The sequence below is a fragment of the Gluconacetobacter diazotrophicus PA1 5 genome, from assembly GCF_000067045.1.
In the GTDB taxonomy this organism is placed as follows: domain Bacteria; phylum Pseudomonadota; class Alphaproteobacteria; order Acetobacterales; family Acetobacteraceae; genus Gluconacetobacter; species Gluconacetobacter diazotrophicus.
The window spans coordinates 1,733,751-1,760,582 of sequence record NC_010125.1; the positions used below are offsets into that span (position 1 = coordinate 1,733,751).

The 26,832-nt window shown below is 65.9% G+C and carries 27 protein-coding genes; 13 read left to right on the forward strand and 14 right to left on the reverse strand.

From position 1 onward, the window contains the following. Positions 1–62 precede the first annotated feature (62 nt). From GDI_RS08115 to GDI_RS08150, 8 genes are all read left to right on the forward strand, one after another. Entirely contained in the window at positions 63–758 is a 696-nt protein-coding gene (locus GDI_RS08115) for a tetratricopeptide repeat protein (protein ID WP_231854268.1), read from the forward strand. Further along, on the forward strand, positions 736–1,227 hold the full coding sequence (locus GDI_RS08120; protein ID WP_012554990.1) for a TadE/TadG family type IV pilus assembly protein: 492 nt from the start codon (positions 736–738) through the stop codon (positions 1,225–1,227). The genes GDI_RS08115 and GDI_RS08120 overlap by 23 nt, the downstream gene beginning before the upstream one ends. Then, positions 1,199–1,831: a TadE/TadG family type IV pilus assembly protein gene (locus GDI_RS08125; protein WP_231854269.1), complete on the forward strand. Its 633-nt coding sequence runs from the start codon at positions 1,199–1,201 to the stop codon at positions 1,829–1,831. Before GDI_RS08120 ends, GDI_RS08125 begins: the two co-directional genes overlap by 29 nt. Continuing rightward, positions 1,828–3,534: a TadE/TadG family type IV pilus assembly protein gene (locus GDI_RS08130; protein WP_041249361.1), complete on the forward strand. Its 1,707-nt coding sequence runs from the start codon at positions 1,828–1,830 to the stop codon at positions 3,532–3,534. Before GDI_RS08125 ends, GDI_RS08130 begins: the two co-directional genes overlap by 4 nt. A gap of 162 nt (positions 3,535–3,696) precedes the next feature. Then, the gene (locus tag GDI_RS08135; protein WP_041249362.1) at positions 3,697–5,220 is read left to right on the forward strand and encodes an NAD(P)/FAD-dependent oxidoreductase; all 1,524 of its coding nucleotides are present in this window, start codon (positions 3,697–3,699) and stop codon (positions 5,218–5,220) included. Further along, positions 5,220–7,118 carry a hypothetical protein gene (locus GDI_RS08140; RefSeq protein ID WP_012225186.1) on the forward strand — a complete coding sequence of 633 codons (1,899 nt, stop codon included), beginning with the start codon at positions 5,220–5,222 and terminating at the stop codon, positions 7,116–7,118. The genes GDI_RS08135 and GDI_RS08140 overlap by 1 nt, the downstream gene beginning before the upstream one ends. Before the next feature lie 23 nt (positions 7,119–7,141). After that, complete coding sequence (locus GDI_RS08145) at positions 7,142–8,308, forward strand: glycosyltransferase family 87 protein (RefSeq protein WP_231854270.1); 1,167 nt, start codon at positions 7,142–7,144, stop codon at positions 8,306–8,308. 25 nt (positions 8,309–8,333) lie between these two features. Next, the gene (locus GDI_RS08150) at positions 8,334–9,299 is read left to right on the forward strand and encodes a phosphatase PAP2 family protein (protein WP_231854272.1); all 966 of its coding nucleotides are present in this window, start codon (positions 8,334–8,336) and stop codon (positions 9,297–9,299) included. Between the two features lie 102 nt (positions 9,300–9,401). Here GDI_RS08150 and GDI_RS08155 read toward each other — a convergent pair whose 3' ends face one another. The 3 genes from GDI_RS08155 to GDI_RS08165 are packed head-to-tail and all read right to left on the reverse strand — an operon-like array spanning position 9,402 to position 12,569. Next, a complete protein-coding gene (locus GDI_RS08155; RefSeq protein WP_012225191.1) occupies positions 9,402–10,526 on the reverse strand; it encodes an acetoin dehydrogenase dihydrolipoyllysine-residue acetyltransferase subunit in 1,125 nt (374 codons plus the stop codon). A gap of 3 nt (positions 10,527–10,529) precedes the next feature. Continuing rightward, complete coding sequence (locus GDI_RS08160; RefSeq protein ID WP_012225193.1) at positions 10,530–11,558, reverse strand: alpha-ketoacid dehydrogenase subunit beta; 1,029 nt, start codon at positions 11,556–11,558, stop codon at positions 10,530–10,532. A 45-nt stretch (positions 11,559–11,603) separates the two neighbouring features. Continuing rightward, positions 11,604–12,569, reverse strand: a complete 966-nt coding sequence (locus GDI_RS08165) for a thiamine pyrophosphate-dependent dehydrogenase E1 component subunit alpha (RefSeq protein ID WP_012225195.1) — start codon at positions 12,567–12,569, stop codon at positions 11,604–11,606. A gap of 197 nt (positions 12,570–12,766) precedes the next feature. On the opposite strand from GDI_RS08165, the gene GDI_RS08170 reads away from it, so the two are divergent. Continuing rightward, positions 12,767–13,750: a helix-turn-helix domain-containing protein gene (locus tag GDI_RS08170; protein WP_012225197.1), complete on the forward strand. Its 984-nt coding sequence runs from the start codon at positions 12,767–12,769 to the stop codon at positions 13,748–13,750. 33 nt (positions 13,751–13,783) lie between these two features. On the opposite strand, the gene GDI_RS08175 is transcribed toward GDI_RS08170, so the two are convergent. The 3 genes from GDI_RS08175 to GDI_RS08185 all read right to left on the reverse strand — a co-directional run bounded on the left by GDI_RS08175 (position 13,784) and on the right by GDI_RS08185 (position 15,695). Continuing rightward, complete coding sequence (locus tag GDI_RS08175; RefSeq protein ID WP_012225199.1) at positions 13,784–14,932, reverse strand: 5-(carboxyamino)imidazole ribonucleotide synthase; 1,149 nt, start codon at positions 14,930–14,932, stop codon at positions 13,784–13,786. After that, positions 14,929–15,414, reverse strand: coding sequence for a 5-(carboxyamino)imidazole ribonucleotide mutase (gene purE / locus GDI_RS08180; RefSeq protein ID WP_012225200.1), 486 nt, complete (start codon positions 15,412–15,414; stop codon positions 14,929–14,931). Before purE ends, GDI_RS08175 begins: the two co-directional genes overlap by 4 nt. 80 nt (positions 15,415–15,494) lie before the next feature. Beyond that, positions 15,495–15,695: a YdcH family protein gene (locus GDI_RS08185; RefSeq protein ID WP_012225202.1), complete on the reverse strand. Its 201-nt coding sequence runs from the start codon at positions 15,693–15,695 to the stop codon at positions 15,495–15,497. 161 nt (positions 15,696–15,856) lie between these two features. Between GDI_RS08185 and GDI_RS19085 the strand changes: the two genes are divergently transcribed. Next, positions 15,857–16,027: a YdcH family protein gene (locus GDI_RS19085; RefSeq protein ID WP_012225204.1), complete on the forward strand. Its 171-nt coding sequence runs from the start codon at positions 15,857–15,859 to the stop codon at positions 16,025–16,027. A 41-nt stretch (positions 16,028–16,068) separates the two neighbouring features. Here the strand turns inward: GDI_RS19085 and GDI_RS08190 are convergent, their stop codons facing one another. The 3 genes from GDI_RS08190 to rpmE all read right to left on the reverse strand — a co-directional run bounded on the left by GDI_RS08190 (position 16,069) and on the right by rpmE (position 17,827). After that, positions 16,069–16,647, reverse strand: coding sequence for a DUF1013 domain-containing protein (locus GDI_RS08190; RefSeq protein ID WP_012225206.1), 579 nt, complete (start codon positions 16,645–16,647; stop codon positions 16,069–16,071). A 241-nt stretch (positions 16,648–16,888) separates the two neighbouring features. Continuing rightward, positions 16,889–17,401, reverse strand: coding sequence for an Hsp20 family protein (locus tag GDI_RS08195; RefSeq protein WP_012225207.1), 513 nt, complete (start codon positions 17,399–17,401; stop codon positions 16,889–16,891). 195 nt (positions 17,402–17,596) lie between these two features. Then, the gene (rpmE, locus tag GDI_RS08200; RefSeq protein WP_012225209.1) at positions 17,597–17,827 is read right to left on the reverse strand and encodes a 50S ribosomal protein L31; all 231 of its coding nucleotides are present in this window, start codon (positions 17,825–17,827) and stop codon (positions 17,597–17,599) included. 199 nt (positions 17,828–18,026) lie between these two features. Here rpmE and mscL point away from each other — a divergent pair, with 199 nt between their 5' ends. After that, positions 18,027–18,491: a large conductance mechanosensitive channel protein MscL gene (mscL, locus tag GDI_RS08205; RefSeq protein ID WP_012225210.1), complete on the forward strand. Its 465-nt coding sequence runs from the start codon at positions 18,027–18,029 to the stop codon at positions 18,489–18,491. 50 nt (positions 18,492–18,541) lie between these two features. Here mscL and GDI_RS08210 read toward each other — a convergent pair whose 3' ends face one another. Together GDI_RS08210 and GDI_RS08215 are read right to left on the reverse strand one after the other, a co-directional pair. Next, positions 18,542–19,891, reverse strand: a complete 1,350-nt coding sequence (locus GDI_RS08210; protein WP_012225212.1) for an 8-oxoguanine deaminase — start codon at positions 19,889–19,891, stop codon at positions 18,542–18,544. A 211-nt stretch (positions 19,892–20,102) separates the two neighbouring features. Further along, complete coding sequence (locus tag GDI_RS08215) at positions 20,103–20,834, reverse strand: SDR family NAD(P)-dependent oxidoreductase (protein ID WP_012225214.1); 732 nt, start codon at positions 20,832–20,834, stop codon at positions 20,103–20,105. A gap of 191 nt (positions 20,835–21,025) precedes the next feature. On the opposite strand from GDI_RS08215, the gene GDI_RS08220 reads away from it, so the two are divergent. Next, positions 21,026–21,373, forward strand: coding sequence for a hypothetical protein (locus tag GDI_RS08220; RefSeq protein WP_041249363.1), 348 nt, complete (start codon positions 21,026–21,028; stop codon positions 21,371–21,373). 60 nt (positions 21,374–21,433) lie between these two features. On the opposite strand, the gene secD is transcribed toward GDI_RS08220, so the two are convergent. After that, the gene (secD, locus tag GDI_RS08225) at positions 21,434–23,944 is read right to left on the reverse strand and encodes a protein translocase subunit SecD (protein WP_012225218.1); all 2,511 of its coding nucleotides are present in this window, start codon (positions 23,942–23,944) and stop codon (positions 21,434–21,436) included. 164 nt (positions 23,945–24,108) lie between these two features. After that, positions 24,109–25,260: a PA0069 family radical SAM protein gene (locus GDI_RS08230; RefSeq protein ID WP_144880013.1), complete on the reverse strand. Its 1,152-nt coding sequence runs from the start codon at positions 25,258–25,260 to the stop codon at positions 24,109–24,111. 141 nt (positions 25,261–25,401) lie between these two features. On the opposite strand from GDI_RS08230, the gene GDI_RS08235 reads away from it, so the two are divergent. Then, positions 25,402–26,445 (forward strand): Gfo/Idh/MocA family protein, encoded by a 1,044-nt coding sequence (locus GDI_RS08235; RefSeq protein ID WP_012225222.1) that lies wholly within the window; start codon positions 25,402–25,404, stop codon positions 26,443–26,445. Here GDI_RS08235 and GDI_RS08240 read toward each other — a convergent pair. Beyond that, complete coding sequence (locus GDI_RS08240) at positions 26,442–26,789, reverse strand: 4a-hydroxytetrahydrobiopterin dehydratase (protein ID WP_012225229.1); 348 nt, start codon at positions 26,787–26,789, stop codon at positions 26,442–26,444. The two genes, GDI_RS08235 and GDI_RS08240, sit on opposite strands and share 4 nt — an antisense overlap. Positions 26,790–26,832: the final 43 nt, after the last annotated feature.

The window sequence follows — 26,832 nt, forward strand, 5'->3', positions numbered from 1 at the left end:
GACGCGGGCCTTTGACGGCCGTACTGCTTCGCTTTCCCGCAATCCTCGTCACGGCGTTTCTGGTGACGGCGTGTACGGGGGCGGGCACCAGCGCCGTACCGGACAAGTCGAATGACGACCTGAAATTCGCCGATGTCGAGCTGGAGAGCGGCGCGCCGCAGGCCGCACTCAGCATCATGCAGAAGCGACTGCAGACACATCCGCATGAGCCGGACACCCTGGTCAGGCTCGGCCGGGCGAACGCGGCCCTGGGGCGGACGGAGCCGGCTGTCCTCTTCTTCCGTGAGGTCCTGGCCACGGACCCGGATTCGGTCGAGGCCGGCAAGGGGCTGGCAAGGGTCCAGTTGGCTGCCGACCCACGGGAAGCGCTGGCGACCCTGCGCAGCCTGGCGGCCCGGCATCCCGAGGACGCGCAGGTCCAGACCGACCTGGGAGTCGCCTACGATCTGTGCCTGCAACATGCGCAGGCGCAGGCGGCGTACCGGCAGGCCATGCGGCTGAACCCGTTCGCAATCGCGCCGCAGGTCAATCTGGGCTTTTCGCTGGCCATGAGCGGCAGGCCGAACGAAGCGGTGCAGATTCTCGGCCCGCTGGCCACGTCCGCCGACGGGACCGTGCGCATCCGCCAGGATTTTGCCTTTGCCGAGGTCCAGGCCGGACATGAAGACATCGCGCGTCGGATGCTGGCCCGGGACCTGCCCAAGGACAGGATCGGTCCGATGCTGGAGGTCTTCCGTGACTTCAACCGCATTCCGTAGGGACAGGCGCGGCGTTACGGCGGTCGAGTTCGGTCTGCTGACCCCTGTCATAATCGGCCTGCTGCTGATGGTTCTGGAGGTCGGCTGGCAGATGGCGACCGAAATCGCATTGCAGCACGGGGTGCATGATGCCGCGCGTTTCGCGATGACCGGACAATCCACCGTTCCCGGCCTGGACGGTTCGCCGACCTGCCGGGCGCAGGCGATCGTGTGGCTGGCCACCGCCGAGGCGCCGGGTATCCTGTCACCGTCGAACCTGTCCGTCATGGCCAGTGCCAACGGCGGCACCGCCGTCGGTTCCTCGCAATCGGGTTTCGGGGGAAATGCGACCCAGACGATCGTCTATGTCTTCACATACAGCCAGCCGTTCCTGACGCCCCTGGGATCGATGGTACTCCATAGAACCAGTATGACCCACCAGGTCACCATGCTTGTGCAAAATGAACCTTATTCGACGCCTAGCTGCTGAGCGCCGCGCGATCGCGGCCATCGAAATGGCACTGCTGGCGCCGGTGCTGCTGCTGATGTGCCTGGGTGCCGCGGACCTGGTGCTGGAAATCGAGAACTGGTACCGGCTCAATAACGTCACGACCCAGATTGGCGAGATCGTGTCGCAGTGCCAGGCAGTTTCCCCCACCGATATCAACGCCTTGTTCGCGGATGCGGCGCAGATCGCGGCCCCGCTCAGCATCACCGGGGCGGACAGTTCGGTGAACGGCACGACGTACATCACGGTGATCGGCCTGAACAGCGGGAACACGCCCGTCGTGGAGTGGCAGCAATTCCAGGGCTATTCGGGCAATCACAGCAATTTCGGCGGTCAGGGCAGCGCGGTCTCGGCGACCAACATCGGCCAGTTCAGCCTGACCAGCGGAGAGGTGCTGATCGCGGTCGAGTCCTTCGCCAAGCCGTCTCTCTGGGGCCTGTCATATGGATGGATGGGAAACGCGCAGCCCCTCCTGTCCAGCGAGTCGATGTTTATCGGGCGGATCAGCGGCACGACCACGGCGGCGACCGGCCTTGCCACGTCGCCCGCAAGCAATTCCTCAAGCGGAGCGCTGTGTACGCAATGAAACGGAAGGGATCAGTCAGCATCGTGATGGCCGTCTGCGCCTTTGCCATGCTTGCCATTTCGATGATGGGGGTCGAGCTGGCGCGGATCTATATCGTCCAGGAACGGTTGCAGACGGCATTGGATGCGGCCTCGATCGTCGCCGCCCGGGAAATGAGCGCGGTCAACAACGTTGGCACCTGTACCGGGAGTTGCGCGTCGGACACGACGGCAATCTTCTGGGCGAATTTCTCCTCGGCGCATCAGGCGAACGGTCTGGGCCCGTTCCAGGCAGTGTCGACGGGACCGGTCATCACCCCGCAGAACGCCTCCACGATCACGATCCAGGCGAATGTGCAGCTTCCCCTGCTGTTCACAAAGATCCTGGGGGTGAGCCAGATCGCGCTGTCCGAACATGCGCAGGCCGTAAGATCGAACATGGGTATGGAACTGGCCTTGGTCCTCGATAATACCGACTCGCTGGAAGCCCAGGGTATCGAGGATCTGCAGTGTGGTGCGAAGATACTTGTGGATACCGTCTATGGCGTGGCGGCACCCGGGTCGTGCGGCGGCGGAACGGGAGCCGATACCGTCCCCAACCTCTGGGTCTCGATCGTGCCGTTCGCCGGCGAGATGAATATATTCGGCTCTACCTATGGCGGACCGAGCAACTGGCAGAGCATGCCCTCCGGCTGGCTTACGGCGGGGAGCGACATCAGCACGACCCGGTACGGGTCGAACGGCTGGATGGGATGCGTGATGGCACGGTATAGCGGGTACAACAACAGTCCCGCGCATATCTACGACGTGAACGACGCCAATCCGATCCAGGCCCCGTTCACCCCGTTTTACTGGCCTTCGACCTATCATAAATATAGCCAGAGCAGTTGGTTTGGGGGAACCTCATGGGTTGTCGGGGATAATGACTGGATCTTGTCGGGGGGCGTCGTCACGCCAAGCAGCGCGGCCAGATCTTTATACGGTCAGATGGCTGAGAGTCCGCTTATAACCAGTTTTCCCACGACGTCCGGAAGCCTGGTCACTGAATCCGGCCTGCAGGTTGGGCCGAATTTGGGATGCGATCCCTCGCCGACGTTGCCTGAAACGGCCAGTCGCTCGGTGGTTGAAGCGCATATCAGTTCGATGCCCATGATGTCGCGTGGCGGCACGATGTTGCCCCAGGCCTTGCAGGCCGGCTGGTTTACGATCAGTCCGAACTGGCAGGGGTTCTGGCCCAATCCGGCGCTGCCGCTGGCGTACAACACCCCCAACATGACCAAGGTACTGGTCCTGATGACGGACGGAAACAACCAGATCTGTCCCTGTTTTCCAGTGTACAATTATTATGGACCTGTAGCACCGCCGCAGTCAAACGGTGATACCGACATGGTTGCGTATGGACGGTTACTTCAGGATGAGTTGGGGGTCGTTTCATCTTATAATGGAAACGGATATTATGGAAGCAATGGATTTTCTAGTAACATTCTTCCTGAAATGAATTCTCTTGTTTCGACTGTATGTGATAACATAAAAAATTCCGGTATAACGATATACGTTATTCTGTACACTCACGAAGGTGAGGAAGCTGATGCTACGACGCAGGCAATGTTGCAAAATTGTGCGTCAAAGCCAGGAAATTATTATGACGCTCCAACCGCGGCTTCCATGAAACAGGCGTTCAGTGATCTAGGTGGGCAGCTATCAGCTTTGCGAATTTCACAATGAAGTGGGGTGAGGCGCACGCTTGTCCCGGATGAGTGCCATCGCGAATGCCGTCGGTTTGCGCAGGTGGGTGCCGGTGGGCTATCCTGCAGGTAGAGCACCACCCCGGGTGTCTTCCGGCGTCTTCATGTTTGCGGCAGTTCCTGTCGCCGGCCAGGATTGAGCATGTCTTCGAATTTATCGGTGGTTTGCATCGGTGCGGGGCCCGCGGGCCTGACTGCCGCCTATCTGCTTGGCAAGGAGGGCGTGGCGGTCACCGTTCTTGAACAGGATCCCGTATACGTCGGCGGTATTTCCAGGACGGCGACCTACAAGGATTTTGCCTTCGACATTGGCGGGCATCGTTTCTTTTCCAAATCGCGGGATGTCGAACGCCTGTGGGATGAAATGCTGCCCGACGGGTTTCTGACCCGGCCGCGAAAATCGCGCATCTATTATCGCCATCGCCTGTTCGACTACCCGCTGCGTGCGTTCGATGCCCTGTCGAAGCTTGGTGTGTGGGAGGCCACGCGCTGCGTCCTGTCCTATGTCCTGGTCCGGCTTCGTCCCCACCGGGCGCCGCGCAATTTTCAGGAATGGGTGACGGACAAGTTCGGAAAAAGGCTGTTCGAAATCTTTTTTCGTACCTACACCGAAAAAGTCTGGGGAATGCCCTGCACCGAAATTTCGGCGGACTGGGCGGCGCAGAGAATCAAGGGGCTGTCCCTGTCCAAGGCGATCTGGCATTCCCTGATTCCCCAGAAAACCGACGGCGCACGCGAAAAGATCATCAAGACGCTGGTCGGCAGCTTCCGGTATCCCCGGCGTGGTCCGGGCATGTTGTGGGAGGCCGTGGCGGCCAGGATCGGTCGCGAGGGGGGAGAGGTCCTGATGGGCCGCCGCGTGACGGCGCTCGGCCGGCGCGCGGATGGACGCTGGCGCGTGACCGCGCGGGATCGCGCCGGTCGCGAACAGCATTTCGATTGCGATCATGTCATATCCAGCATGCCCATGCGCGACCTGGTCGGCGTCGTGGCGCCGGTCCTGCCGGATGCCGTATCGCGCGCCGCCGCCGGATTGCGGTATCGCGATTTCCTGGTCGTCGCGCTCGTCCTGAAGGATCGCAATATATTCGATGACAACTGGATCTATATCCATGATCCGGACGTAAAGGTCGGCCGGATCCAGAATTTCAAGTCATGGTCGCCGGACATGGTGCCGGACCCGGCCCTTAACTGCTACGGGCTTGAATATTTCTGCTTCGAGGGCGACGATCTGTGGAACGCGCCCGATGATGCGCTGGTCCGGCTGGCCAGTGCGGAACTTGTCAAGCTGGGCCTGGTGACCGCCGGGGATATCGTGGACGGTACCGTCGTGCGTCAGCCCAAGGCCTATCCGGTCTATGACGGCGAGTACCAGGACCAGGTCGCCACAATCCGTCAGGCCTTGGATGCGCATTGTCCCAATCTGCATCCGGTCGGACGCAACGGCATGCATAAATACAATAACCAGGACCATGCGATGATGACCGCGATGCTGACGGTCAGGAATATCATGGCCGGACGCAGGCTCTATGATGTCTGGCAGGTCAATCAGGACGCCGAATATCACGAGGAGGGGCAGGCCGGTTCCCGCCAGACGATCGATGCCGGACGTCACCGCACACCGGCGGCGCGAGAGATGGCCCAGGCCACCGCCGGAGAGGCATAGTGCCGGTCGCGCAACGGTACACGTGGGTCGGATCGGTCGCGGTCGTCCTGCTTCTTGCGGCCTTGTGGTGCGCGGCGCGGCCGTTTCTGGGCATTGCCGAAGATGCGGAACTTTATACGATCCAGGCATTGAACGGGTTGATGCCCGGACGGTTCGCGACGGATCTGTGGTTCCAGTACGGATCGCAGGACCAATTCACGTTATTTTCCGTAATCTATAAGCCGTTTCTGCGCCTTTTCGGTCTGGCCTGGGGAAATTTCATCCTTTCGGTCATCGGATATGCCTGCTGGGTGGCCGGATTGTCCCGCCTGGCCGGCGGTCTTTTCAGGGATGGCCGGCTGACCGTGATCGCCATGGCGGGGGCTATCGCGATCGAACCCGGACGGTTCGAACTGGCCCGGTCCGGCGATGCGCCGCTGACCCCCCGGCTGTTTGCCGAAGCCCTGACCATGTGGGCCCTGGGGTCGATGCTGCGCGGCTATCCGCTGCGCGCGCTGGTGCTTCTGGGGTTCTCCCTTTTCATTCACCCCCTGGCGACGCTGGGGGGTATCGCGGTCCTGTTTTTCTACCAGGCGACGAGGCGGCCGGCCCTGTGGGGGCTTGCCGCCATTGCCGTTCCCGTCATCCTGATGCTGGCCTATGGCGGGATCCAGCCGTTTCCAAGGGTCCTGGCGCGTTTCGACGCCGAATGGCTGCGGATCGTATGGGTCCGGGATTCCAATTGTTTCCTGACGGAGTGGGGCATCACGAGATGGCTGCCGGCCGCCGACAATTTCGTGCTGGCGGCTATCGTGATGATCTTCGCCGATGCCTGGGAACGGCGGTTCGTGGCAGTGGTGCTGGTCGTGTCCGCCGGCGGTTTCCTGGCCAGCCTGATCGGCGGTGACTGGCTTCATAACGAACTGATCGTCGATCTCCAGTCCTGGCGCGCGATCTGGCTGCTGGACCTGGTCGTGCATCTGTTTGCCGGTGCGTCGCTTCTGCGTGTCCGCGCACGGAGCGATTTTTCGGCGGGCAGCGCCGCGTCCGTGCTGGCGGTGACGTGGGGATTGCTGTTCCTGGCCACGTTCCTGCCCGCGGTGAATGTCGCGGCGGCCGCGATGGCGCTGGTCACCCTGGGCGTGTGTGCCTGGGAGCATAAATACCGACAGCCTCTTCCCTTCAGGGGCCGTTTCCTGGTCCAGCTCTGTACCGGGGCGGCCCTCGGGCTGACACTGGTGATCCTGTATTCCGCACTGGTCACGCCGCCGTTCGTCTGGTGGTCGATCTATGGCGCGGCGGTGGCGGCGGTGACGCTGGTCGTCCTGTGGCGTGTGTCCGGGGGATCGGCGGGCGGTGGATGGACGCCCCGTCCATTGTCGGCGCTGGTCGTGCCGGCGGTGCTGCTCGCGCTTGCGGGTCTTGGCTGGGACCATCGCGCGCCGTGGCGGATCTTCGTCGATACGGCGGACAGGCCACCCGCCGCACTGGCCGCCCTGTTGCCCGGAAACGGGCCGATCTATTGGGAGGGCGACGTGACCGTGCCATGGTTCGTCCTGAAGCGGCCGAGCTATTTTTCCTGCGATCAAGGCGCCGGCGTGCTGTTCTCACGCGGGACGGCGATCAATTTCCAGCGCCGGTCCGACGTTTTTCGCTCTCTTCGTACCTTCGATTTCGATGGTCATTTCTGTCCCGCCATCGATGACCAGCAGAAGATTTTCACGCGCGGGGACCTGTCGTCGGTCTGCGCGGCTTCACCGGGGCTGGAGGCGCTGGTGCTGGCGCGACAAGCTGCCGATGACCCCGGTGCCGTTTGGGTAGCACCGGCCGAGCAGGTGAATGAAGTGCGGCGCGGCGGCGTCCTCAAGCGATACGCGACGAACACATTCTTCATTTATTCCTGTGCCGCCCTGCGATGATCGTCCTGCCACGATCCTCCGCGATGCCGGAGCAGGTCGATCGCCGTAACGTCATGCGCGTGCTGACTATCGCGGCCGCCGCATGTTCCATCTTGCCGATTATCTTTATCGCGAAACTGATGACCGGGCACGAGGTCCTGTACCCGGACTTCTTCGGCCTGTGGACTTTTGGACGTTTTGTCCTGACCCATGATCCGGCTACGATTTACGATGCAGCCAGGTTGACGGCGTTCCAAGGCGGGTTGGGCATGCCCGTGGCAACGGCAGGCACCTATCCCTTTCCTTATCCCCCGCCCATTCTGTTGTTGCTGGCTCCTTTTGGGGCATTACCCTATACGGTGGCGCGGCTGTTGTGGCTGGGCGTGTCGCTGTCCGCCTATGGCGCGTCGTTGGCGGTCTGGCAATGGCCAAGGCCCCTCATGCTCCTCCTGCTGGTCGCGCCGTCAACGGTGGTCTGCTGCCTCGTGGGGCAGGGGGGCCTGCTGCTCGCCAGTTTGATGCTGGGCGGTCTTGGCCTTCTGTCATCGCGGCCCGTTCTGGCTGGGGGCATGCTGGCCGCAGTGGCGATCAAGCCGCAATTTGCCATTCTGGTGCCATTCTACCTGCTGTTCGGCAGGTACTGGCGGGCGCTGGGGGGCGCCGCGATCATGGCGGCAGTCCTGATCGTGACCAGCATGGCGGCCTTCGGAATCGGAATCTGGCATGCATGGATCATGTTTCTGCTGCATCAGGGCGTGTCCCTGACCGCAGGGCGCGAGGGGCAGCTTATGGACATGATGCCCACCGTGACATCACTGACCAGATTGATGGGCGGATCCGTGGCGCAGGCCCATTCAGCCCAGGCCGCGGCTGTCGTTCTGGCGATTTATGCGTTGTGGCATGTCCGGGGACGCCGGGATGTGGCCGCGCGATCCTGCCTGCCTATCGGAACGTTCCTCGCGACGCCCTACGCATTCCATTACGATCTTCCCGTCGTGACCGGATCGATTCTCCTTGTGATCTCCTCGCGCATCAAGGCGGGACAGCGGTTTCGCGCCGGCGAATTGCCCGTCCTTCTTGGCTGCGTCGTGATCCCGGTCCTGCTGGTGGGCCATTCCCCTGTTGGATCGGCATGTCTGCTGGTCCTGCTTGGTCTTGCGTTGATGCTGACGGCAAATCAGGCGGCGTTCCGAGGCGAAATTGACAAATAGGAATTTTTTCTGCCTTGGTCAGCCCATGTCAGATTCGATCGACTCGTTTCAACTCGACGAAAAACTGGACAGGCCCCCGCCGCTGATTGCCCGGGGAAGAAGTACCGGATCCGGGTACGGATTGCCTGTCGGTTTCATCCTGATGATCGCCCTGCTGGATGGGGCGCTGGATCTGCGGACCGGCCTTGCCTTTACCGGGTGGGCGCTTCCTCTTTCCGCGATCACGTTTCTGCTGTCGATCGGTGTTGTCTATACGACGGTCCGAAAGCGGCCGGAGCTTGCCGAACTGGTCATCTATACCGCGCTTTGGGTGGGATTCTGCCTGTTCGGCGCCATTCTGACCTATCACGTCATCGCGCTGTCGGGGCCGCTGCGGGACGCAGACCTTGCGCGTTTCGACCGGAATCTCGGTTTCGACTGGCCGGAATGGATACAGGGCCTGAAGGCCCATCCGTTCGTGCAGGTGGTGATGGCGGCGACGTACGGCAGCCTGATATTCCAGATCATCGGGTCTCTGCTGGTGTTGGCCCTGGCGCGGAAGAGAGGCCGCAATCGGGAGCTTCTGGTCAACATGCAGGTTGCGTTGTGCCTGACGTCGGTGCTGGTCGCATTGATGCCGGCCGCGGGCCCCTGGACCTATTTTTCAAGCGCAGGACACGTAAAATATAGTTACATAGATAGTTTCATGGCATTGAGAAACGGTCACAATCCACCCTTCATCCTGAACAGGATGGAGGGGGTTTATACTTTTCCGTCCTTTCACGCGGTCATGGCGTTTCTGTTTACTTATTCTCAACGTGGAATTCGGGGGTTTTTTCCTGTTTTCGCCGTCGTCAACGGCATCATGCTGTTCTCTATTCCGTCCGAAGGCGGACATTACCTGTGCGACATCGTGTCCGGCGCGACCGTGGCTGTCCTGACGCTCTGTTTGACTGGCCGTGTATTCCGGACGGGCGAGACGTCCGGGAGCGATGCCCCGCCGAAGCCATGAGCGGCGCGCCTGCCCAGATGGCGCCGTTCGGATTGCGGGACAAAAAAGGGCGGGGCCGGACTGACCGGCCGCCGCCCTTCTCATGGATAGAACAGATCGTTTCTATTTCGCGACGAACGCCGCGATCGCCTTGTTGATGTCGGCCGCCCGCTCCATCTGCGGCATATGGCCGACCCCGGGCAGGAGGTCGATCGTGACGCGGCCCGGCAGGCCCCGGGACTGCTTCGCGGGCAGGATCTCGTCGTCCTCGCCCCACAGGATCAGCGCCCTCACGTCGCCCTGTTCCAGCACGGGCCGCAGGTCGTCGGCCTGCTTGCCGTCGGGGAAGCAGGTGGCGGCAATCTGCGTCAGGGCGGCGACGGCGCCGTCCAGGCGCTTGTAGCGCAGGACGTCGTCCGCCATCTTGCGCCCCACCAGCGTCTTGTCATGGACCAGCATGGCCAGGACCGGCTGGATCGTCTTCTGCCGGTCGGCCGTGATGAACCCGGTGATGAAGTCCATGTTGATCTCGGGGCCCATGCCGGCCGGCGCGATCAGCGCCAGGGAGGCGACGCGCGCGGGTGCGGTCCGGGCCACCGTCAAGGCAACGCCGCCGCCCAGCGAATGCCCCACCAGGTGGGCCTGCGGGATGCCCAGCGTGTCCAGCAGCCCGACGACGATGCCGGCGAAGAAATCCAGCGACCCCGCGCCCACATCCTTCGTCGATCCGCCATGCCCGGGCAGGTCGAAGGCGATGACGCGCCGGCCGGCGGCCAGGGCCGCGTGGTTGAACAGCCAGTTCCCGATATCACCGCCGAAGCCGTGGACCAGCACGATGGGCGTGGCGTCCCCATGGCCCAGGTCCAGGACCCGCAGGCTGTTGCCCTGCACGTCCACCAGTTTCGGTTCCGGGGCCGCTTCCTCGGCCTCGCCGCCGGCGCCGGAGGAGAATTCGGCGTTGAAGCGCGTGATGAAGGCGTCGATCTCGGCATCCGGCACGCTGGCATCGGCCAGCACGCCGATCAGCGCGCCCACCGGCAACGTGTCGCCTTCCGCCGCCACCTGGCGGCGCAGCACGCCGCCGGCCGGGCTTTCATAGGCGTTGGTGATCTTGCTGGTCTCGATATCCGCCAGGTCGTCGCCGGCCTTCACGCTGGTACCGGGGCGGACCATCCAGCCGGCCAGCTTGCCCTCGGTCATCGCCAGGCCGAACTTGGGCATCGTGATGGGCGTAATGGAATCAGTCATGGTTCAGGCGACCTCTCGGATGCGATGGGTCATCACGGCACGGGCAGCCGCTTCGATCTTCGCCACGTCGGGCAGGTACAGGCTTTCCAGCACCGATGCGAACGGCACCGGCGTGTGGGGTGGCATCACCCGCCGGATCGGGGCCTTCAGCGCGTCGAACGCCTGTTCGGCCACCAGGGCGGAGATGTCGGCGGCCATGTTGCAGCGCGGGCTGGATTCATCGACGATCACCAGCCGGCCGGTCTCGGTCACGCTGTCCAGGATCGTCTCGGCATCCAGCGGCGAGGTGGTGCGCGGATCGATGACGGTGCAGCCGATGCCCTGCTTTTGCAGCCGGTCGGCGGCCTCGTTCGCCAGCTTCACCATGCGGCCGAACGCCACGATCGTCAGGTCGTCGCCCTCACGCGTCAGGTTGGCCTCGCCGAACGGGATGGTATAGGCTTCGTCGGGCACCTCTTCCTCGTCGTCATACATGACCTTGTGTTCAAGGAAGATCACCGGATCGTCGTCGCGGATCGCCTCGATCAGCAGGCCCTTGGCCTCGTAGGGCGAGGACGGGACGACCACCTTCAGCCCGGGAATGTGGGTGAACAGCGGGTACAGCGCCTGGCTGTGCTGGGCCGCGGCGTTGAAGCCGGCGCCGAACATGGCGCGGATGACCAGCGGGGTGCGGGCCTTGCCGCCGAACATGTAGCGGAACTTGGCGGCCTGGTTCATGATCTGGTCCAGGCAGCAGCCCACGAAATCGACGAACATCAGCTCGGCGACGGGGCGTAGGCCGGTCGCGGCGGCCCCGGCGGCGGCGCCGATATAGGATGCTTCCGTGATCGGGGTGTCCAGGACGCGATCCTCGCCGAATTCGCTCAACAGGCCCTTGGTGACGCCCAGCACGCCGCCCCAGGCGTCGGTGACGCCCGACGATCCGCCATGTCCGCCGGCGACGTCCTCGCCCATCAGGATCACGCGCGGGTCGCGCCGCATTTCCAGTCGCAGGGCCTCGTTGATGGCCTGCCGATAGCTCTTCTTGCTCATTTTTATGTCTTTCAGGCTGACAGGAACCGGGAGATGCGGGCGGGATCAGTAACGGACATAGACATCGGCCAGCAGGTCCTCGGGTTCGGGCAGCGGGGCCTGCTTCGCGGCGACGACCGCGCTTTCGATCTCGTCACGGACCGAGGCGTCGATGTCGTCCAGGTCGGAATGCTCCAGCAGGCCGGCCTCGGTCACGCGGGTGCGGAACAGCGCCAGGCAGTCACGGTCGCGCCGTTCCGCCGCGACTTCGCCGGACGCGCGATAGGTCATGGCATCGCCTTCGAAATGCCCGTACCAGCGCGCCAGATGGACATGCAGCATGACGGGGCCCTTTCCGGCGCGGGCATGGGCGATGGCTTCGGCCGCCGCCTGGTGCACCGCGAAGAAATCCGACCCGTCACATTCCATGTAGGGCATGCCGAACCCTTCGGCCCGGGCCTTCTGCGATCCGGCGCAGGCGTAGGACGACGCCGTGGCCTCGCCGTAGCCGTTATCCTCCAGCACGAAGACCACCGGCAGGCGCCAGACCGACGCGAGGTTGAGGCTTTCCAGCGTCGAGCCCTCGTTCGACGCGCCGTCGCCGTAGAACGCGACCGCGACGCCGCCATCCTTCAGCGTCTTGTGTGCCAGGGCGGCGCCGCACATCAGCGGCGGGCCGCCGCCCACGATGCCGTTCGCGCCCAGCATGCCGCGCGACAGGTCGGCGATGTGCATCGACCCGCCCTTGCCCCGGCACACGCCGGTGCGACGGCCGTAGATCTCGGCCATCATGCCCGCGACCTCGACCCCCTTGGCGATGCAGTGGCCATGGCCACGATGGGTGCTGGAGATGGTGTCGGTATCGGTCAGGTTGGCACAGACGCCGACGCCTGACGCTTCCTCGCCGCAATAGAGGTGGACGAAGCCGGGGATTTCGCCCGTCGCGAATTCGACATGCAGCCGTTCCTCGAAATCACGGATCGTCCGCATGGCGCGATAGGAGCGAAGCAACGTTTCCCGCGCGATCTGCATTGGAAATCTTCCTTGTTATTCATGGGATATCGGAACCGAAATCCGTGATCCCACGGGAACGCCGATCCGCCTTTTCAGCAAGAAATTCTCTTATACGAATAACGGATATGTGACGCCGCGCGTCCGAACTGTCGCGGGACTGCTACAGGTCGGGCGGTTTAGAAAGGGCGACCGCAATAACCGTTCGGAAGAGACGGATGATATCGATTCACAGGGACAGCGCCGGAGGTCACCCGGCGATCGGTCGGACCATGGGCATGGCGCCGGCAACGGGACAGACGATCCTGGCGGCATCCTGGCGGCGCTGCATGGGCGATTACGCACTGGACCCGTCAGGCTGGGGCCAGCCGGACCTGTTGTCCTGCGTCGAACTGCGCCAGTCCTGCGACAAGGCTGGGCCGCTTCTGCGTTTCGCGGACCCGGAACTGGACCGGCTGCACGCCGTGGTGGGCAGCCTGGATTACGCGGTGCTGCTGGCCGATTCGACCGGGATCGTGCTGACGCGCCGCACCGCGCAGACCGTCGAGCGCGGGTGCCGGCGCTGGCACCTCTGGCCCGGTGCCAGTTGGAACGAGCGCGACGAAGGCACGAACGGCATCGGCACCTGCCTGGCCGAAGGGCGCGCGGTGACGGTGCATATGAACCAGCACTGGCGGGTGAATCTGCGCTACCTGACCTGCAGCGCCGTGCCCGTCTATGACGCGCTGGGGCGGCTGGCCGGGGCGCTGGACGCCAGTTCGTTCCGGCCCGACCCCGATGGGCGCGAGGTCGCGCTGATCCGCATCGCGATCACCGAGGCGGCGCGGCGCATCGAGGCACGCTGCTTCACCGACCTGTATCGCGGGCAGATGATCGTCAGGATGGGCGAGGGGGACGAGGGCGAGGAGGGCGACGGCAGTTCCGCGCCCATGCTGGCGCTGGATTCCGACCGCCGGGTGGTGGGCGCCACCCAGGCGGCGCGGCGCCGGATGGGGCTGGCGCCGGGGGACGACCTGCAATTCTGTCTGATGGACGGTGCCATGAGCGGCGTATCCGGCTTTCGCGAGGCGGAAAAGGCGGTGGTTGATGCCGCCCTGGCCTCGGCGCGCGGCAATGTCAGCGCGGCGGCGCGGCAACTGGGGATCAGCCGGTCAACCCTGCACCGGAAGATCCGCGCCCTGTCGGGTGGCGAGGACGCCTAAAGTCTTGGCGGCCTGCTGATCTCCGAAATTCATCTATGAATTTCGAAGGCAGGGCGCCAGCGCCGCGTTTACCCCGAATTCGCCCGGCAGGCCGCCATGGGGGAACAGGACGTTGACATGGCCCATCTTGCGGCCGGGCCGGGCCTCTTCCTTGCCGTAATGGTGGGGCAGCAGGCCCGGGGTGGCCAGGATGGCGGGCCAGAGGGCCATGTCGTCGGGGCCGACCAGATTCTTCATCACCGCGTCGGAATGGCGGACGGCCGGGGGCAGCGGCAAGCCCGTCACGGCGCGGACATGCATGGCGAACTGGTCCACCGGGCAGGCATCCATCGTCCAGTGGCCGGAATTATGCGGCCGGGGGGCGATTTCATTGACCAGGACCCGGCCGTCACGGTCCACGAACATTTCCACGCCCAGCAGGCCGACCAGGTCCAGCGCGGTCGCGACGCGCATGGCGATGTCGCGCGCCTGTTCCGCGATGTCGGCGGAAACACGGGCCGGTGCCAGGCTGATATCCAGGATGCCGTTCCGGTGGCGGTTCTCGGTCACGTCGAAGGTCACGGCCGTGCCGTCCAGCCCGCGCGCGACCATCACGCTGACTTCGCATGCGAAATCGATCATCGCCTCGGCCACCAGGGGATGCGGGGCCAGGGCATGGAAGCCCGGCAGGGCCTCGTCCGGGGCGTGCACGCGGTGCTGCCCCTTGCCGTCATAGCCCAGCCGGGTGGTCTTCAGGATGAAGGGCAGGCCCAGTGTCGCGATCGCGGTGTCGAGATCCTGCGGCGTATGGATTTCGGCCCACGGGGCCAGGGGAATTCCCGCCCCGGCCAGGAACCGTTTCTCCGCGATGCGATCCTGGCTGATGCGCAGGATGCGGCCCGACGGGCGGACGGGACACAGGCCGGCCAGCAGTTCCAGCCCATCGGCGCTGATATTCTCGAATTCGAACGTCACGACATCGACGGACGAGGCGAAGCGTCGCAGCACGTCGGGGTCGTCATAGGCGCCGACCGTGACGGCGTGGGCGACCTGGGCGGCCGGTCCCTCGGCCTCGTCGGTCAGGATGTGGGCGCGAAACCCCAGTTGGGCGGCGGCGACGGCCGACATCCGGCCCAACTGGCCGCCGCCGACGATGCCCAGCACCGCCCCGGCGGGCAGGGCTTCGGGGAAGGGGGCGCTCATCGGGCCGGGACGTCCGCGACCGCGTCCGTCTGCGCCGTGCGCCACGCCGCCAGCCGGGCGGACAGGGCCGCATCGCCCAGCGCGAGGATGGAGGATGCCATCAGCGCCGCATTGATGGCCCCGGCCTTGCCGATCGCCAGGGTGCCGACGGGAACGCCACCGGGCATCTGGACGATGGACAGCAGGCTGTCCATGCCCTTCAGCGCATGCGATTCCACCGGCACGCCCAGCACCGGCAGGATGGTCCACGCCGCGCACATGCCCGGCAGGTGCGCCGCCCCCCCGGCGCCGGCGATGACGACCTTCAGCCCGCGTCCGGCGGCCGTGCGGGCGTAGTCCGCCAGCCGGTCGGGCGTGCGATGGGCCGAAACGATCCGGACTTCGTGCGCGACGCCCAGCCTGCCCAGGATCTCGGCGGCATGCCGCATGGTTTCCCAGTCCGACTGGCTGCCCATGATGATCCCCACGAGCGGGGCGGACATGTCGGCGGATGAGGGTGCGGTATCGGGCAGGGGGGGCGTATCGCTCACGCGGGCAGGCTTTCGGGGATCAGGGATGGAGGTCAGGCGATATTGTCGGGGATCAGGCGGCTTTCCAGCCACGCGATTTCGTCCTTCAGCAGCAATTTGCGCTTCTTCAGGCGTTGAAGCTGGAGCTGGTCCATTGGATGCAGGGCCAGCCGGCTGATGACGGTGTCAAGGTCGCGGTGCTCGCTGCGCAGTTCGTGCAGCTTCCGTAGCAGTGTATCCCGGTCTGTCAGCATGTTGCCTGTCTAACCTGTGGTCATCGGGGCCATTCTATCCATTCCAGCCAGGATGGCGAGATGCATGGCCGCCCCGCCAAGTCCTGCAAATTTAACATACGCACCGGACGCGGGGCTGGCCTAGGCTGACAACACCGAAACGCACATCTGCCGGAGGTCCCATGTCCTACGAAGCCAGGATTCACAGCCTGCGACTGCGTCATGCCCGTCTCGACGACCGGATTTTCGACGAGGACCACCGACCCGCACCCGACCCCGCCGTGCTGCAGCGGCTGAAGGTCGAGAAGCTGCGCATCAAGGAAGAGATCGAACGGCTGTCCCACCCCGCCTGACGGCGGGGTCTACCGGGGAGAACACCCCCGGAGAGCCGGGATCAGGCGACGTCTTCGCCGATATCCAGCGGCGCCGGAACGGCCTGGCCTTCGCGGGCCAGGCGCTCGTTGGCGGCGTGCACCATGGCGTTCAGGTCGGTCTGGCTGCACAGGCCCAGGATGACCGGATCGCGCGGCTTGATGTTCGCGCTGTTCCAGTGCTGCCGGTCGCGGACCTTCGCGATCGTGTCCTTGGTGGTGCCGACCAGCTTGACGATCTGCTGTTCCGAAAGCTGCGGGAAGTTGCGCAGGATGAAGGCAATGGCGTCCGGGCGGTCGTTGCGCTTGGCCACGGGGGTATAGCGCGCGCCCTTGGACCGGCGATGAATCGGATTCGGCGTCGTCAGGATCTTCAGCCGCAGGTCGGGATTGCCCTCGCAGCGGGCGATGTCTTCCTGCCGCACCTGATGATTGGCCACCGGATCGTAGCCGACGATGCCCTGCGCGACCTCGCCATCCGCGATGGCCTGCACTTCCAGCGGATGCATACCGCAGAATTCCGCGATCTGGGTAAAGGTCAGCGCCGTCTTTTCGATCAACCACACGGCGGTGGCCTTCGGCATCAGGGGCAGTGCATTCATGGTGACGGGTCCTAACTGCGCTATGGGTGGCGCCGCGCAGGCACCCTTCCCATGTCGGCGCCCCGAGACCCGGGCGCCCTGCGTGCCTGCAGACGCGCAATGACTTGACCATGGATATGGGGCCGGCCGGGGGGGCGGGTCAAGGGTGCAGGAAGGCAGGGGCGCTCGGGACCGCGAAAAAAGGGGTCGGACCAGCGGTCCGACCCCCTTTCATGGTCTGAATGCAACGTGTTGGCCGCGATCAGGCCGCGTGTTCCGCCGGGGACGCCGCGACGCCGTCATTGGCGGCGGGGGCTTCGACCCGTTCCGGTTCCGCCGGAGGTGCGACGGCGGGGGAGGCAGTGGTGATCGGAATGCGGCGCGGCTTCAGTGCCTCCGGCACCACATGCTTGACGGTGATGCGCAGCAGGCCGTTCGTCAGGTCCGCGCCCTCGACCAGGATATGATCGGCCAGGGCGAAGCGGCGGTCGAACGCGCGGGTGGCGATGCCGCGATGCAGCAGTTCGCCGGCCGGGGCGGTGCTGGCGACGCGCCCCGTCACGACCAGCATGTTATCCTGGACCGTCAGGTCGATATCGTCCGGGCCGAAGCCCGCCACCGCCATGGTCAGGACGTAGCTTCCGTCACCCAGCCGTTCGATATTGTACGGGGGATAGGACGGAACCGCCGGGTTTTGCGCGGCGTTGTCCACAAGGCGTGCAAGCCGGTCGAAACCGATGGCCGTCCGAAACAGCGGCGCGAAATCATAGGTCATGTCAACCTCCTCAACAGCAAGGTCTATGTCAGCAGGCAACGCGATACCCCTCGGCGAGCGGGCTGTGCCTGGCTGGCGGGAACCCGGATGGCGTTCCCGTGTCCCATACGTGAGAAACCCCGCGCCCTCTTTCAAGGGGCGGGGTTTCCGCAAGACATGATCGCGATGATCGGGGGGCGGACCCCCCGGCCGGCATCAGGCTTTGGCGCGGCGTCCCAGGCCACCGAACTTCTTGTTGAACTTCGCCACCTGGCCCCCGGTGTCGAGCATGCGCTGCACGCCCGTCCACGCCGGATGGGACTTCGGGTCGATGTCCAGGCGCAGGGTCGCGCCCGGCTGCGCGTAGCACGAACGCGTCTTGTATTCGGTGCCGTCCGTCATGATGACGTTGATTTCGTGGTAGTCGGGATGGATGCCGGATTTCATCGTCAAACCTTACATGTTGGGCCCGCCGATGCCGACCGGGGGCGTTTGCGTGGGCGTATAGACGAGCGCCGGCCCCGGATCAATGTCTATCTGGGGCGCGGGCGCCACGCCGGCGGCGGGAATGCGGTAACGTGCTGTTTTCCTGTTCCTGCGACGGTCGGCGGATTGCTATCAGGGTAAGCCAAAAGAAGGAGGCTCCATGGCCACGAAGATCCCGTCCATCCACGCCCCGGGATGGATTTCCGAATTCCGGACGTTCCTCATGCGGGGGAACGTCGTCGACCTGGCGGTCGGTGTCATCATCGGCGCCGCTTTCACCGGGATCGTCAACAGCCTGGTCAAGGACATCTTTACGCCGTTCATCGGACTGCTGATCGGCGGCATCGACTTCACCAACGTCTTCTTCACCCTGCGCGGGCCGCATCTGCCCACCCTGGCCGACGCACAGAAGGCCGGGGCGGTCACGATCAATCTGGGCCTGTTCCTGAACGCCGTCATCCAGTTCGTCATCATCGGCTTCGTGATCTTCTGGGTGGTCAAGGGCGTGAACAAGCTGACTGTGAAGCACGAAGCCCCGGCCGCGCCGCCCGCGCCGCCGCGCAGCGAAGTGCTGCTGCAGGAAATCCGCGACCTGCTGGCCACCAGGGAAAAGACGGCGCCCTGACGTCCGGCCCGTCCGGTGGGCGCGGGGCATGACCTCGCGCCCACCGGGCGTTACAGGCGCTGGATGCGACGGGCCTCGCGCGCATGGTCGCGCAGGATTTCGGCCAGGTTGGACATGACCGGCACGCCGTCCTCGACCAGGATCGCGCCGTTGACGATTGTCGTCCCTGCGACGGCGGGGGCGCAGCGCAGCCAGGCCTCGACCGGGTCGCTCAAGGCCCCGGCCCGCGCGATATCCGACATCTTCCAGATGACCAGGTCCGCGCAGGCGCCGGGCCGCAGGTGCCCGATCTCGTCCTCCCACCCCAGGCAGGCGGCGCCCCCGCGCGTCGCCATGTCCAGCGCATCACGCGCCGACATGGAATGCGGGCCGTTCCTGAAGCGACCCAGCAGCAGCGCCATGCGGGTTTCCAGCCACATTGATCCGTGGTCGGTGGAGGCCGAGCCGTCGCAGCCCAGCCCCACCCGCATACCGCGCCGGCGCATGCCCATCGCATCGGCCGCGCCGCCGCCGATCATCATGTTGGAACACGGGCACTGCGCCGTGCAGACCCCGGCATGGGCCAGGCGATCGATCTCGTCGCTGGAGGGGTAGATGTAATGCGCCACCCACGACCGGGGGGTGGCCCAGCCCACGCGTTCGAAATATTCGGTGGGTGTGCACCCATAGACATCGGCGCAATACCGGTCCTCGTCGGGGTCTTCCGCCAGATGGGTGTGCAGCCGCAGATCGTGCTTTTCCGCCAGCCGTGCCGATTCGGTCATGATCCGCTCGGACACGCTGAACAGCGAGCACGGGGCCAGGGCCACGCGGCCCATCGCGCCGGGCGACGCGTCATGGAACGCCGCGACCAGCCGTTCGCTGTCCGCCAGGATGGTGTCCTCGTCCTGCACGACGGATGCGGGCGGAAGGCCACCATCCTTCACCGACCGCGTCATGGACCCGCGCGTGGCATAAAAACGAAAGCCGATATCCCGCGCGGCGCGAAACTGCGCGTCGATCAGGAAGGGCTTGGGATGGACATACATATGGTCCATCGAGGTCGTGCAGCCGCCCATCAGCAATTCGACCATGGCGACGCAGGTCGACAGGTAGACCGATTCCGCGTCCAGGTCCGCCCATAGCGGATAGAGACCCGTCAGCCATTCGAACAGCGTGCCGTTCGTCACCGGCGCATAAGCCCGCGTCAGGTTCTGGTACATGTGGTGATGCGCGTTGATCAGCCCCGGCGTGACCAGTTGCACCCGCGCGGAAAGGATGGTCCGGGCGGGGGGCGCCGTCGCGACTTCAGCGCCGACGGAATGAACGCGCCGGTCCTTGATGGCCAGCCAGCCGTCCGCGATTTCATGATCGCGATCGACGTAGATATAGGCGTCGCGGATAAGAAGATCGACCGTCATGATAGGGGCCTCCGTGCAGATACCGATGCCAAGGCGGGCGCCTTGTCGCGATGAGCCCTGTCCCGGAGGTGCGAGGTCCGGATCGTCATCAAATCGGTATTGAACGGGCGGTGGTCGATCGACCCTTTATCATCGAACGGTGCGCGATTCCATTGCGCGATGATCACGAAAGCGGCCGCCCACCCAGGGCGGCCGCTTCCGGTTCGTCCGGTTACGCTGTCAGGCCGCCATCGACCGCCAGCGCCGCCCCGGTGATGTAACCGGCCTGCGGGCCGGCCAGGAAGGACACCAGTCCGGCGATGTCGGATACCGCGCCATAGGCGCCGGTGGCGGTGAAGCTGCGCAGCATGTCGGCGGCCTGGCCCGTGGCGGGGTTCAGTTCCGTATCGATGGGGCCGGGTTCCACCACGTTGGCGGTGATGCCGCGGGGCCCGAGGTCCCGCGCCACGCCGCGCGCGAAGCCGCACAGCGCCGCCTTGGTGGCGGCATAGAGCGAGATGCCGGGGAAGGGCGCCCGCGCGCCGAAGGCCGAGCCGATATAGATCAGCCGGCCGCCGTGCGTCATGTGCGCCACGGCTTCCATGGTTTCCACCATCACGGCGCGCAGGTTCAGGTTCAGCGTCCTTTCGATCTGCTCCACCGTCGCCTCGCCGATCGGGCCGTAGGGATACATCCCGGCGTTGCAGACCAGCACGTCCAGCCGGCCGAGGGCCTTCACGGTGTCGCGCACGGCGGCGATGTTGCCGTCGGTCGTCCCGCCATCGGCCTTGATGGCCACACCCTTGCGTCCCGCCGCCTCGACCTGCTGGACGACCTGGGCCGCCGCCGTGGCGTTGCTGGCGTAGGTCAGGGCGATGTCAAAGCCGTCCTCGGCCAGTTTCCGGGCGATGGCCGCGCCGATACCCCGGCTTCCCCCGGTGACAAGAGCCACACGCTGGGTCATGGATCGTACTCCTTGGCTTGATGGAACCTGCCCACCACATGCCGGACGTTCCCCCGTGGGGCAACCCGGCCGGGCGCGGATCAGGGCTTCGGCGCCGCGCTGCGTGCCGTCGGGACAAAAAGCCGCCCCTGGTCGCTTCAACTGGACGCGATCGAAGGATAGAGTCTTCGCTGATGACAGGAAGCCCGGACATGATGAAGAGACCGCCCGCCTCGTTCGACCGGCGCCGGCGATCCGGGCGTCCCCTTGTGCTGACGCTGGCCGGGGTGCTGGCCATGGCGGGATGCCGCGCCACGGCGCCCGACGCCGCCGTGCGGCCGATGGAGCAACTGCCGCTGGCGCTGCAAGCCTATCTGAGTATCGATACCTATTTCATCGCGCAGGGCATGGTCAGCGGCCGCCTGGCCAGCGGCCACCTGAAGCAGGATCAGGCCCGCGACCTGGTCGCCACCACGCTGTATGCCCGGCACCTGGCGGCGGAAAACGTCCTGCATCCCACCGAGGGCGGCGAGCGCCGGGTCCAGGTCGCCATCCAGTGATGCTGGCCTGCGTCGGGCAGGCCGACAGCGGATCGACCGCCGCCTGCCTGCCGGCGCCGGTCAGCGCGCCGGACGCGCGTCGCGCCGAAGTCGCTTCTCGCCCAGTAGAAGCAGGAGCGGCGCCGCGATAAAGATCGAGGACGATGTCCCGACCACGATCCCGAACAGCATCACCCAGGCGAAGCTGGACAGGCTGGCGCCGAACAGCGCCAGCGGCAGCGCCGCCAGGAAGACCGTCGAGGACGTGCCCAGCGTGCGGCCCAGTGTTTCATTGATCGACAGGTCGATCAGCTCGGCCAGGGGCATGGTGCGGTATTTGCGCAGGTTTTCCCGCACCCGGTCGTACACAACCACCTTGTCGTTGGTGGAATAGCCCAGGATCGTCAGGATGGCCGCGACCATCACCAGGTCGAATTCGAAATGCGTCAGCACCAGGAAGCCGATGGTCTTGGTCAGGTCCAGCACCAGGGTGACGACCGCGCTGACCGCGAACTCCCATTCGAACCGGAACCAGATATAGCCCAGGATCATCAGCAGGCTGATGCCCAGGGCCAGCATGCCGTTGCGGAACAGTTCGGCCGACACCGACGCGCCCACCGCGTCGGCCCGCAGCACCTGCGCGCCGGGCAGGGTGGCCACGGCGTGGCGCACGGAATCCACCATGGCCTGGGTATGGGCCTCGCGGTCGTGGTCGCCGGCGGGGGGCGCGTCCAGGCGGATCAGCACGTCGTCGGGCGCGCCGAAGGACTGCACGCCCGCGGCCTCGACATGCTGGGCGGCCAGGGCCGCGCGGATCTTGCCGAAATCGGCCGGGCCCTGGGTCCGGGCCTCGACCACGATGCCGCCCCGGAAGTCCAGCCCCAGCGTCAGGCCGGGATGCAGGAACAGGATCACGGATGCGATCGACAGCACGGCGGAGGTCGCTAGGCCGACGAAACGGCCGCGCATGAAGTTGATCCGGGTGCCCTTGGGCACGAAGCGCAGGAGGGGACGAGAGAACATGATGCGCCTCCAAACTGGAAGGGCGGTGGGACGGGTGCGGGCGTACCAGCGCACCATCAGCATCCGCGACAGCAGCAGGGTGGTGAACAGCGTGGTCGCGATGCCGATCATGATCGTCAGGGCGAAATTCTGGACCGGGCCGGTGCCGAAGACGAACAGCATGATATGCGCCAGCAAAGCGGTGGCGTTGCTGTCCAGGATGGTGGAGGTCGCGCGTTCGAAACCGGTCTGCATCGCCGCCAGCGGGGTGCGGCCACGGCCGACTTCCTCGCGCACGCGTTCGTTGATCAGGATGTTCGCATCCACCGCCATGCCCAGGGTCAGCAGCATGCCGGCCATGCCGGGCAGCGTCAGCGTGGCCTGGAACAGCGACAGCACGGCCACCATCAGGACCAGGTTGGCCAGCAGGGCGGCGTTCGCGTACCAGCCGAACCGGCCGTAGAACAGCGCCATGAACACGATCACCAGCGCGAAGCCCACGCCCAGGCTGATCATGCCCGCGCGGATCGAATCGGCGCCCAGCGACGGGCCGATCGAACGCTGTTCGATGACCGACAGCGGCGCCGGCAGCGCGCCGGCCCGCAGCAGCAGCGCCAGGTCGGTAGCCGACTGCGCGTCGAAGCCGCCGGTGATCTGGCCGTTGCCGCCGGTAATGGCGGTGCGGATGACCGGGGCCTGGACCACCTTGTTGTCCAGCACGATGGCGAAGCGACGGCCGACATTGGCCTGCGTCGTCGCGGCGAAGGCCCGCGCGCCGGCGGAATCGAAGGTGAAATTGACCGCCCATTCGCCGCTCTGCTGGTCGATGGCCGCCCCCGCGTTGGTCAGGTCGGACCCGTCGACATCGACATGGTCCCTGACCGGCAGCTTCTGGTCCGGCGCGTTCAGCATCGGCAGCAGGGTGACGCCGGGACCGGGCACGGCAGAGCCCAGGGCGTTTTCCTGCACCATGTGGAAGGTCATCTTCGCCGTGGTGCCCAGCAGCTTCTTGACATGCTCGGGGTCGCTGATGCCGGGCAGTTCGACGATGATGCGATCCTCGCCCTGGCGGGTGATCTCGGGATCGACCGCGCCGGTCGCGTCGATGCGGCGGCGCACGATTTCGATCGATTGGGTCACGGCCTCGGCCGCGCGCTGGCGCATGGCGACGGGCGACAGCGTGATGGCGATGCTGCCGTCAGGCCGGCGATCGACCGAAAATTCGTCGGCCACCGCCTTCGGCATGGCGCGCAGGGTCTTCAGGTCCGCATCGGACTCGGCGGGCTCGCGGGGCGTGAAGGTCACGGTTCCGGCCTGCGCGTCGGTCGCGATGTCACGGTAGCCCAGGCCGGCGCCCAGCAGCGCCTGGCGCGTGCCGTCCGCCAGGGTCTGCAGGCGGTCGGCGCGGATGCTGTTCATGTCCACCTGCATCAGCAGGTACGACCCGCCGCGCAGGTCCAGCCCCAGGTGGATCTGGCGCCACGGCACGGCGGGGGCGGGCTGGCGCAGGGCGTTGGGAAGGCAGAGCAACATTCCCAGAAGACATACGGCCACGACCGAGGCCAATTTGAGCCGGCTGTAATACATCATGACTGAAAGGGGTGCTCCTTACGCCCGGCCCAGCCGGCTCCCAGTTCTCGTGGGGCGGGAACATGCCGGGCCGTGGCGCAGGATGCAACCGCCTGGCAGGGGCCGTGGAGGCAAATCCATCCGTTCCGGTCGCGTTTCGTGCGGCCTGTTGCCGGACTGCCCGCCTAAAACAGTGATAGCTGCGGGTCCTGGCGCAAGGGCGGCGGCGCGAAGCGGGAACAATCCAGCGGCCGCTCACGGTCCAGCCCCAGCGCGCGGCGGGCGCGCAGGAAACGCTGCCGCAGCAGGTCGGCCTCCGCGCCCTCGCCACGGCCGCGCCGGCCGAAGGTCGAATCGTACAGCGCCCCGCCACGCATCGCGCGGATCCGCCGCAGCACGTGCTGCGCCCGGTCCGGGTAATGGCGGGCAAGCCAGTCCTCGAACAGCGGCGCGACCTCCAGCGGCAGGCGCAGCAGGACATAGGCGGCGCCGCTGGCCCCGGCCCGGGCGGCTTCCTTCAGGATCGCCTCCAGTTCGTGATCGGTCAGCGCCGGGATCATCGGCGCGGCCATGACGCTGGTGGGGATTCCGGCCCGGGCCAGCGCGGCAATGGCCTCCAGCCTCCGTGCCGGGGTCGAGGCCCGTGGTTCCATCCTCCGTGCCAGGTCGGGGTCCAGGGTCGTGACGGACAGGCTGACATGCACCAGTCTGCGCGCCGCCATGTCGCCCAGGATATCGAGGTCGCGCAGGATTCCGGCCGATTTGGTGACGATGGTCACGGGATGGGAAAACCGCTCCAGCACCGCCAGGATGGCGCGGGTGATGGCCTGTGTGCGCTCCACCGGCTGGTACGGGTCGGTATTGGTGCCCAGCGCGATGGGGCGCGGCTGGTAGGACGGGCGGCGCAGTTCCTGTTCCAGCAGACGCGCGGCATCGGGCTTGCAGGTCAGGCGGGTTTCGAAATCCAGCCCGGGCGACAGGCCCAGCCAGGCATGGGTGGGACGGGCATAGCAATAGATGCAGCCGTGCTCGCACCCGCGATAGGCATTGATCGACCGGTCGAAGCCCAGGTCGGGGCTGGTGTTGCGGGTGATGATGGTCCGGGCGGCCTCGAACGACAGTTCGGTGCGCGGCGCGCCGTCTTCGCCCTCGGCCAGCGTGCCCCATCCGTCATCGACGGGGGACGCCTGCTGCGCGGCGTGGCGGTCGGGCAGCGACAGCGTGGCGCCGCGTCCGTGGCGGATGCCGGCCAGGCTGGTGGACCGTTCGTCCAGCGTCCGGGCCGCCGAACGCGTCTGCTGTCCCTGGCCGATGCGGATGGGGGAGGGGTCTGGCATCGTGGGCTCCGGGGTGTCCATCCATGGTGGCAGACCCTCCTTCCGCCCGTCAAGAACAAAACGGGAACACATGCCGGCCCCCTCTGGCCCATCCGCCATGGCTGTTCTACCCCTTCGTCATCGCGGACGCGGGAGGGGACGATGGCAGGGTTTTTCGGCGGCGGAACGGGGCGCGGGGCCGGGCGGGGGGACGAAGCGCGCCGGTTGCGCGTCGGCGTCATCGGCGCCGGGCATTTCGGGCGGTTCCACGCCCTGAAGGTCGCGTCTTCGGCCCGGGAAAGCCTGGTGGGCGTGCATGATCCCGACATGGCGCGGGCGGCCACGGTGGGGGCGGAGGCCGGCGGCGCGCCGGCCCTGCCGCTGGACGCGCTGCTGGAGCAGTGCGAGGCGGTGGTGATCGCGGCGCCCGCCGAACATCATTTCGTGCTGGCCGACCGTGCCCTGCGCGCGGGGCGGCACGTGCTGGTGGAAAAGCCCATCGCCTCGACCCTGGAGCAGGCGGACCGGCTGGCCGCGCTGGCGGCGGAGACCGGGCTGGTGCTGCAGGTCGGCCACCTGCTGCGCTATTCCGCCGAGCATCGGGCGATCACCGAGCGGATCAGCCGTCCCCTTTATATCGAGGCCACGCGCATCGCCCCGTTCAAGCCGCGCGGGACCGACGTGTCGGTGATCCTGGACCTGATGATCCACGACCTGGACCTGGTGCTGGCGATCGTGGACAGCGAGATCGAGGATGTCGACGCGCTGGGCGCGGCGGTCAGTTCGCAGCACGAGGACATCGCCAATGCCCGCGTCCGATTCGCCAATGGCTGCGTGGCCACCATCACCGCAAGCCGGATCTCGCTGAAGACCGAGCGGCGCATGAGGCTGTTTTCCGAAGAGGGCTATCTGTCCGCCGATTTCGTGAAGCGCGAGCTGACGATGATCGGGCGCGAGAAGGGACTGCCCCTGCCGGGCACCGGGGGCTTCCGGCGCGAAGCCGTGACGTGGGACGACCACGACACGCTGGCCGCCGAGCACGCGGCCTTTGCCGCCGCCTGCCTGGACGGGGTGCCGGTGCTGGTCGACGCCCAGGCCGGACGCCGCGCCCTGGCGGCGGCCCTGGCCGTCACCAACGGAATCGCGGCCGCCCGCGCGCGGATGGAGAGATCCGGGCTGGTGCACCGGGTGGCTTCGCCACCTTAATGCGGCAGCGTTTCGATCCGCGCCGCCATGATGAAATCGTTGCGGTGCAGCCCGCCGATGGAATGGCTTTGCAGCGACAGCCGCACATAGCCCCAGCCGAACGCGATGTCGGGGTGGTGGTCGGCGGCTTCGGCCAGGGCGGCGATGCGTTCGACCAGCGCATAGGCGGTCGTGAAATCGGGCAGGACGAAGGCGCGTAACAGAAGCGTGCCGTCGGGTGACAGCGTCCAGTTGGGCACCTGGCCCAGCAGGGTTTCGGACTCGGCCCGGGACAGGGGGGCGGCGGTCCGGGGGCAGGGGCCGATCACTTCGCGGGCAAGGGCGGAGGCGGCGGATGTCGGCATGGCGCGGTCTTCCTTCTGCCTGTGTCCCGTTTCGCCGCGCGGC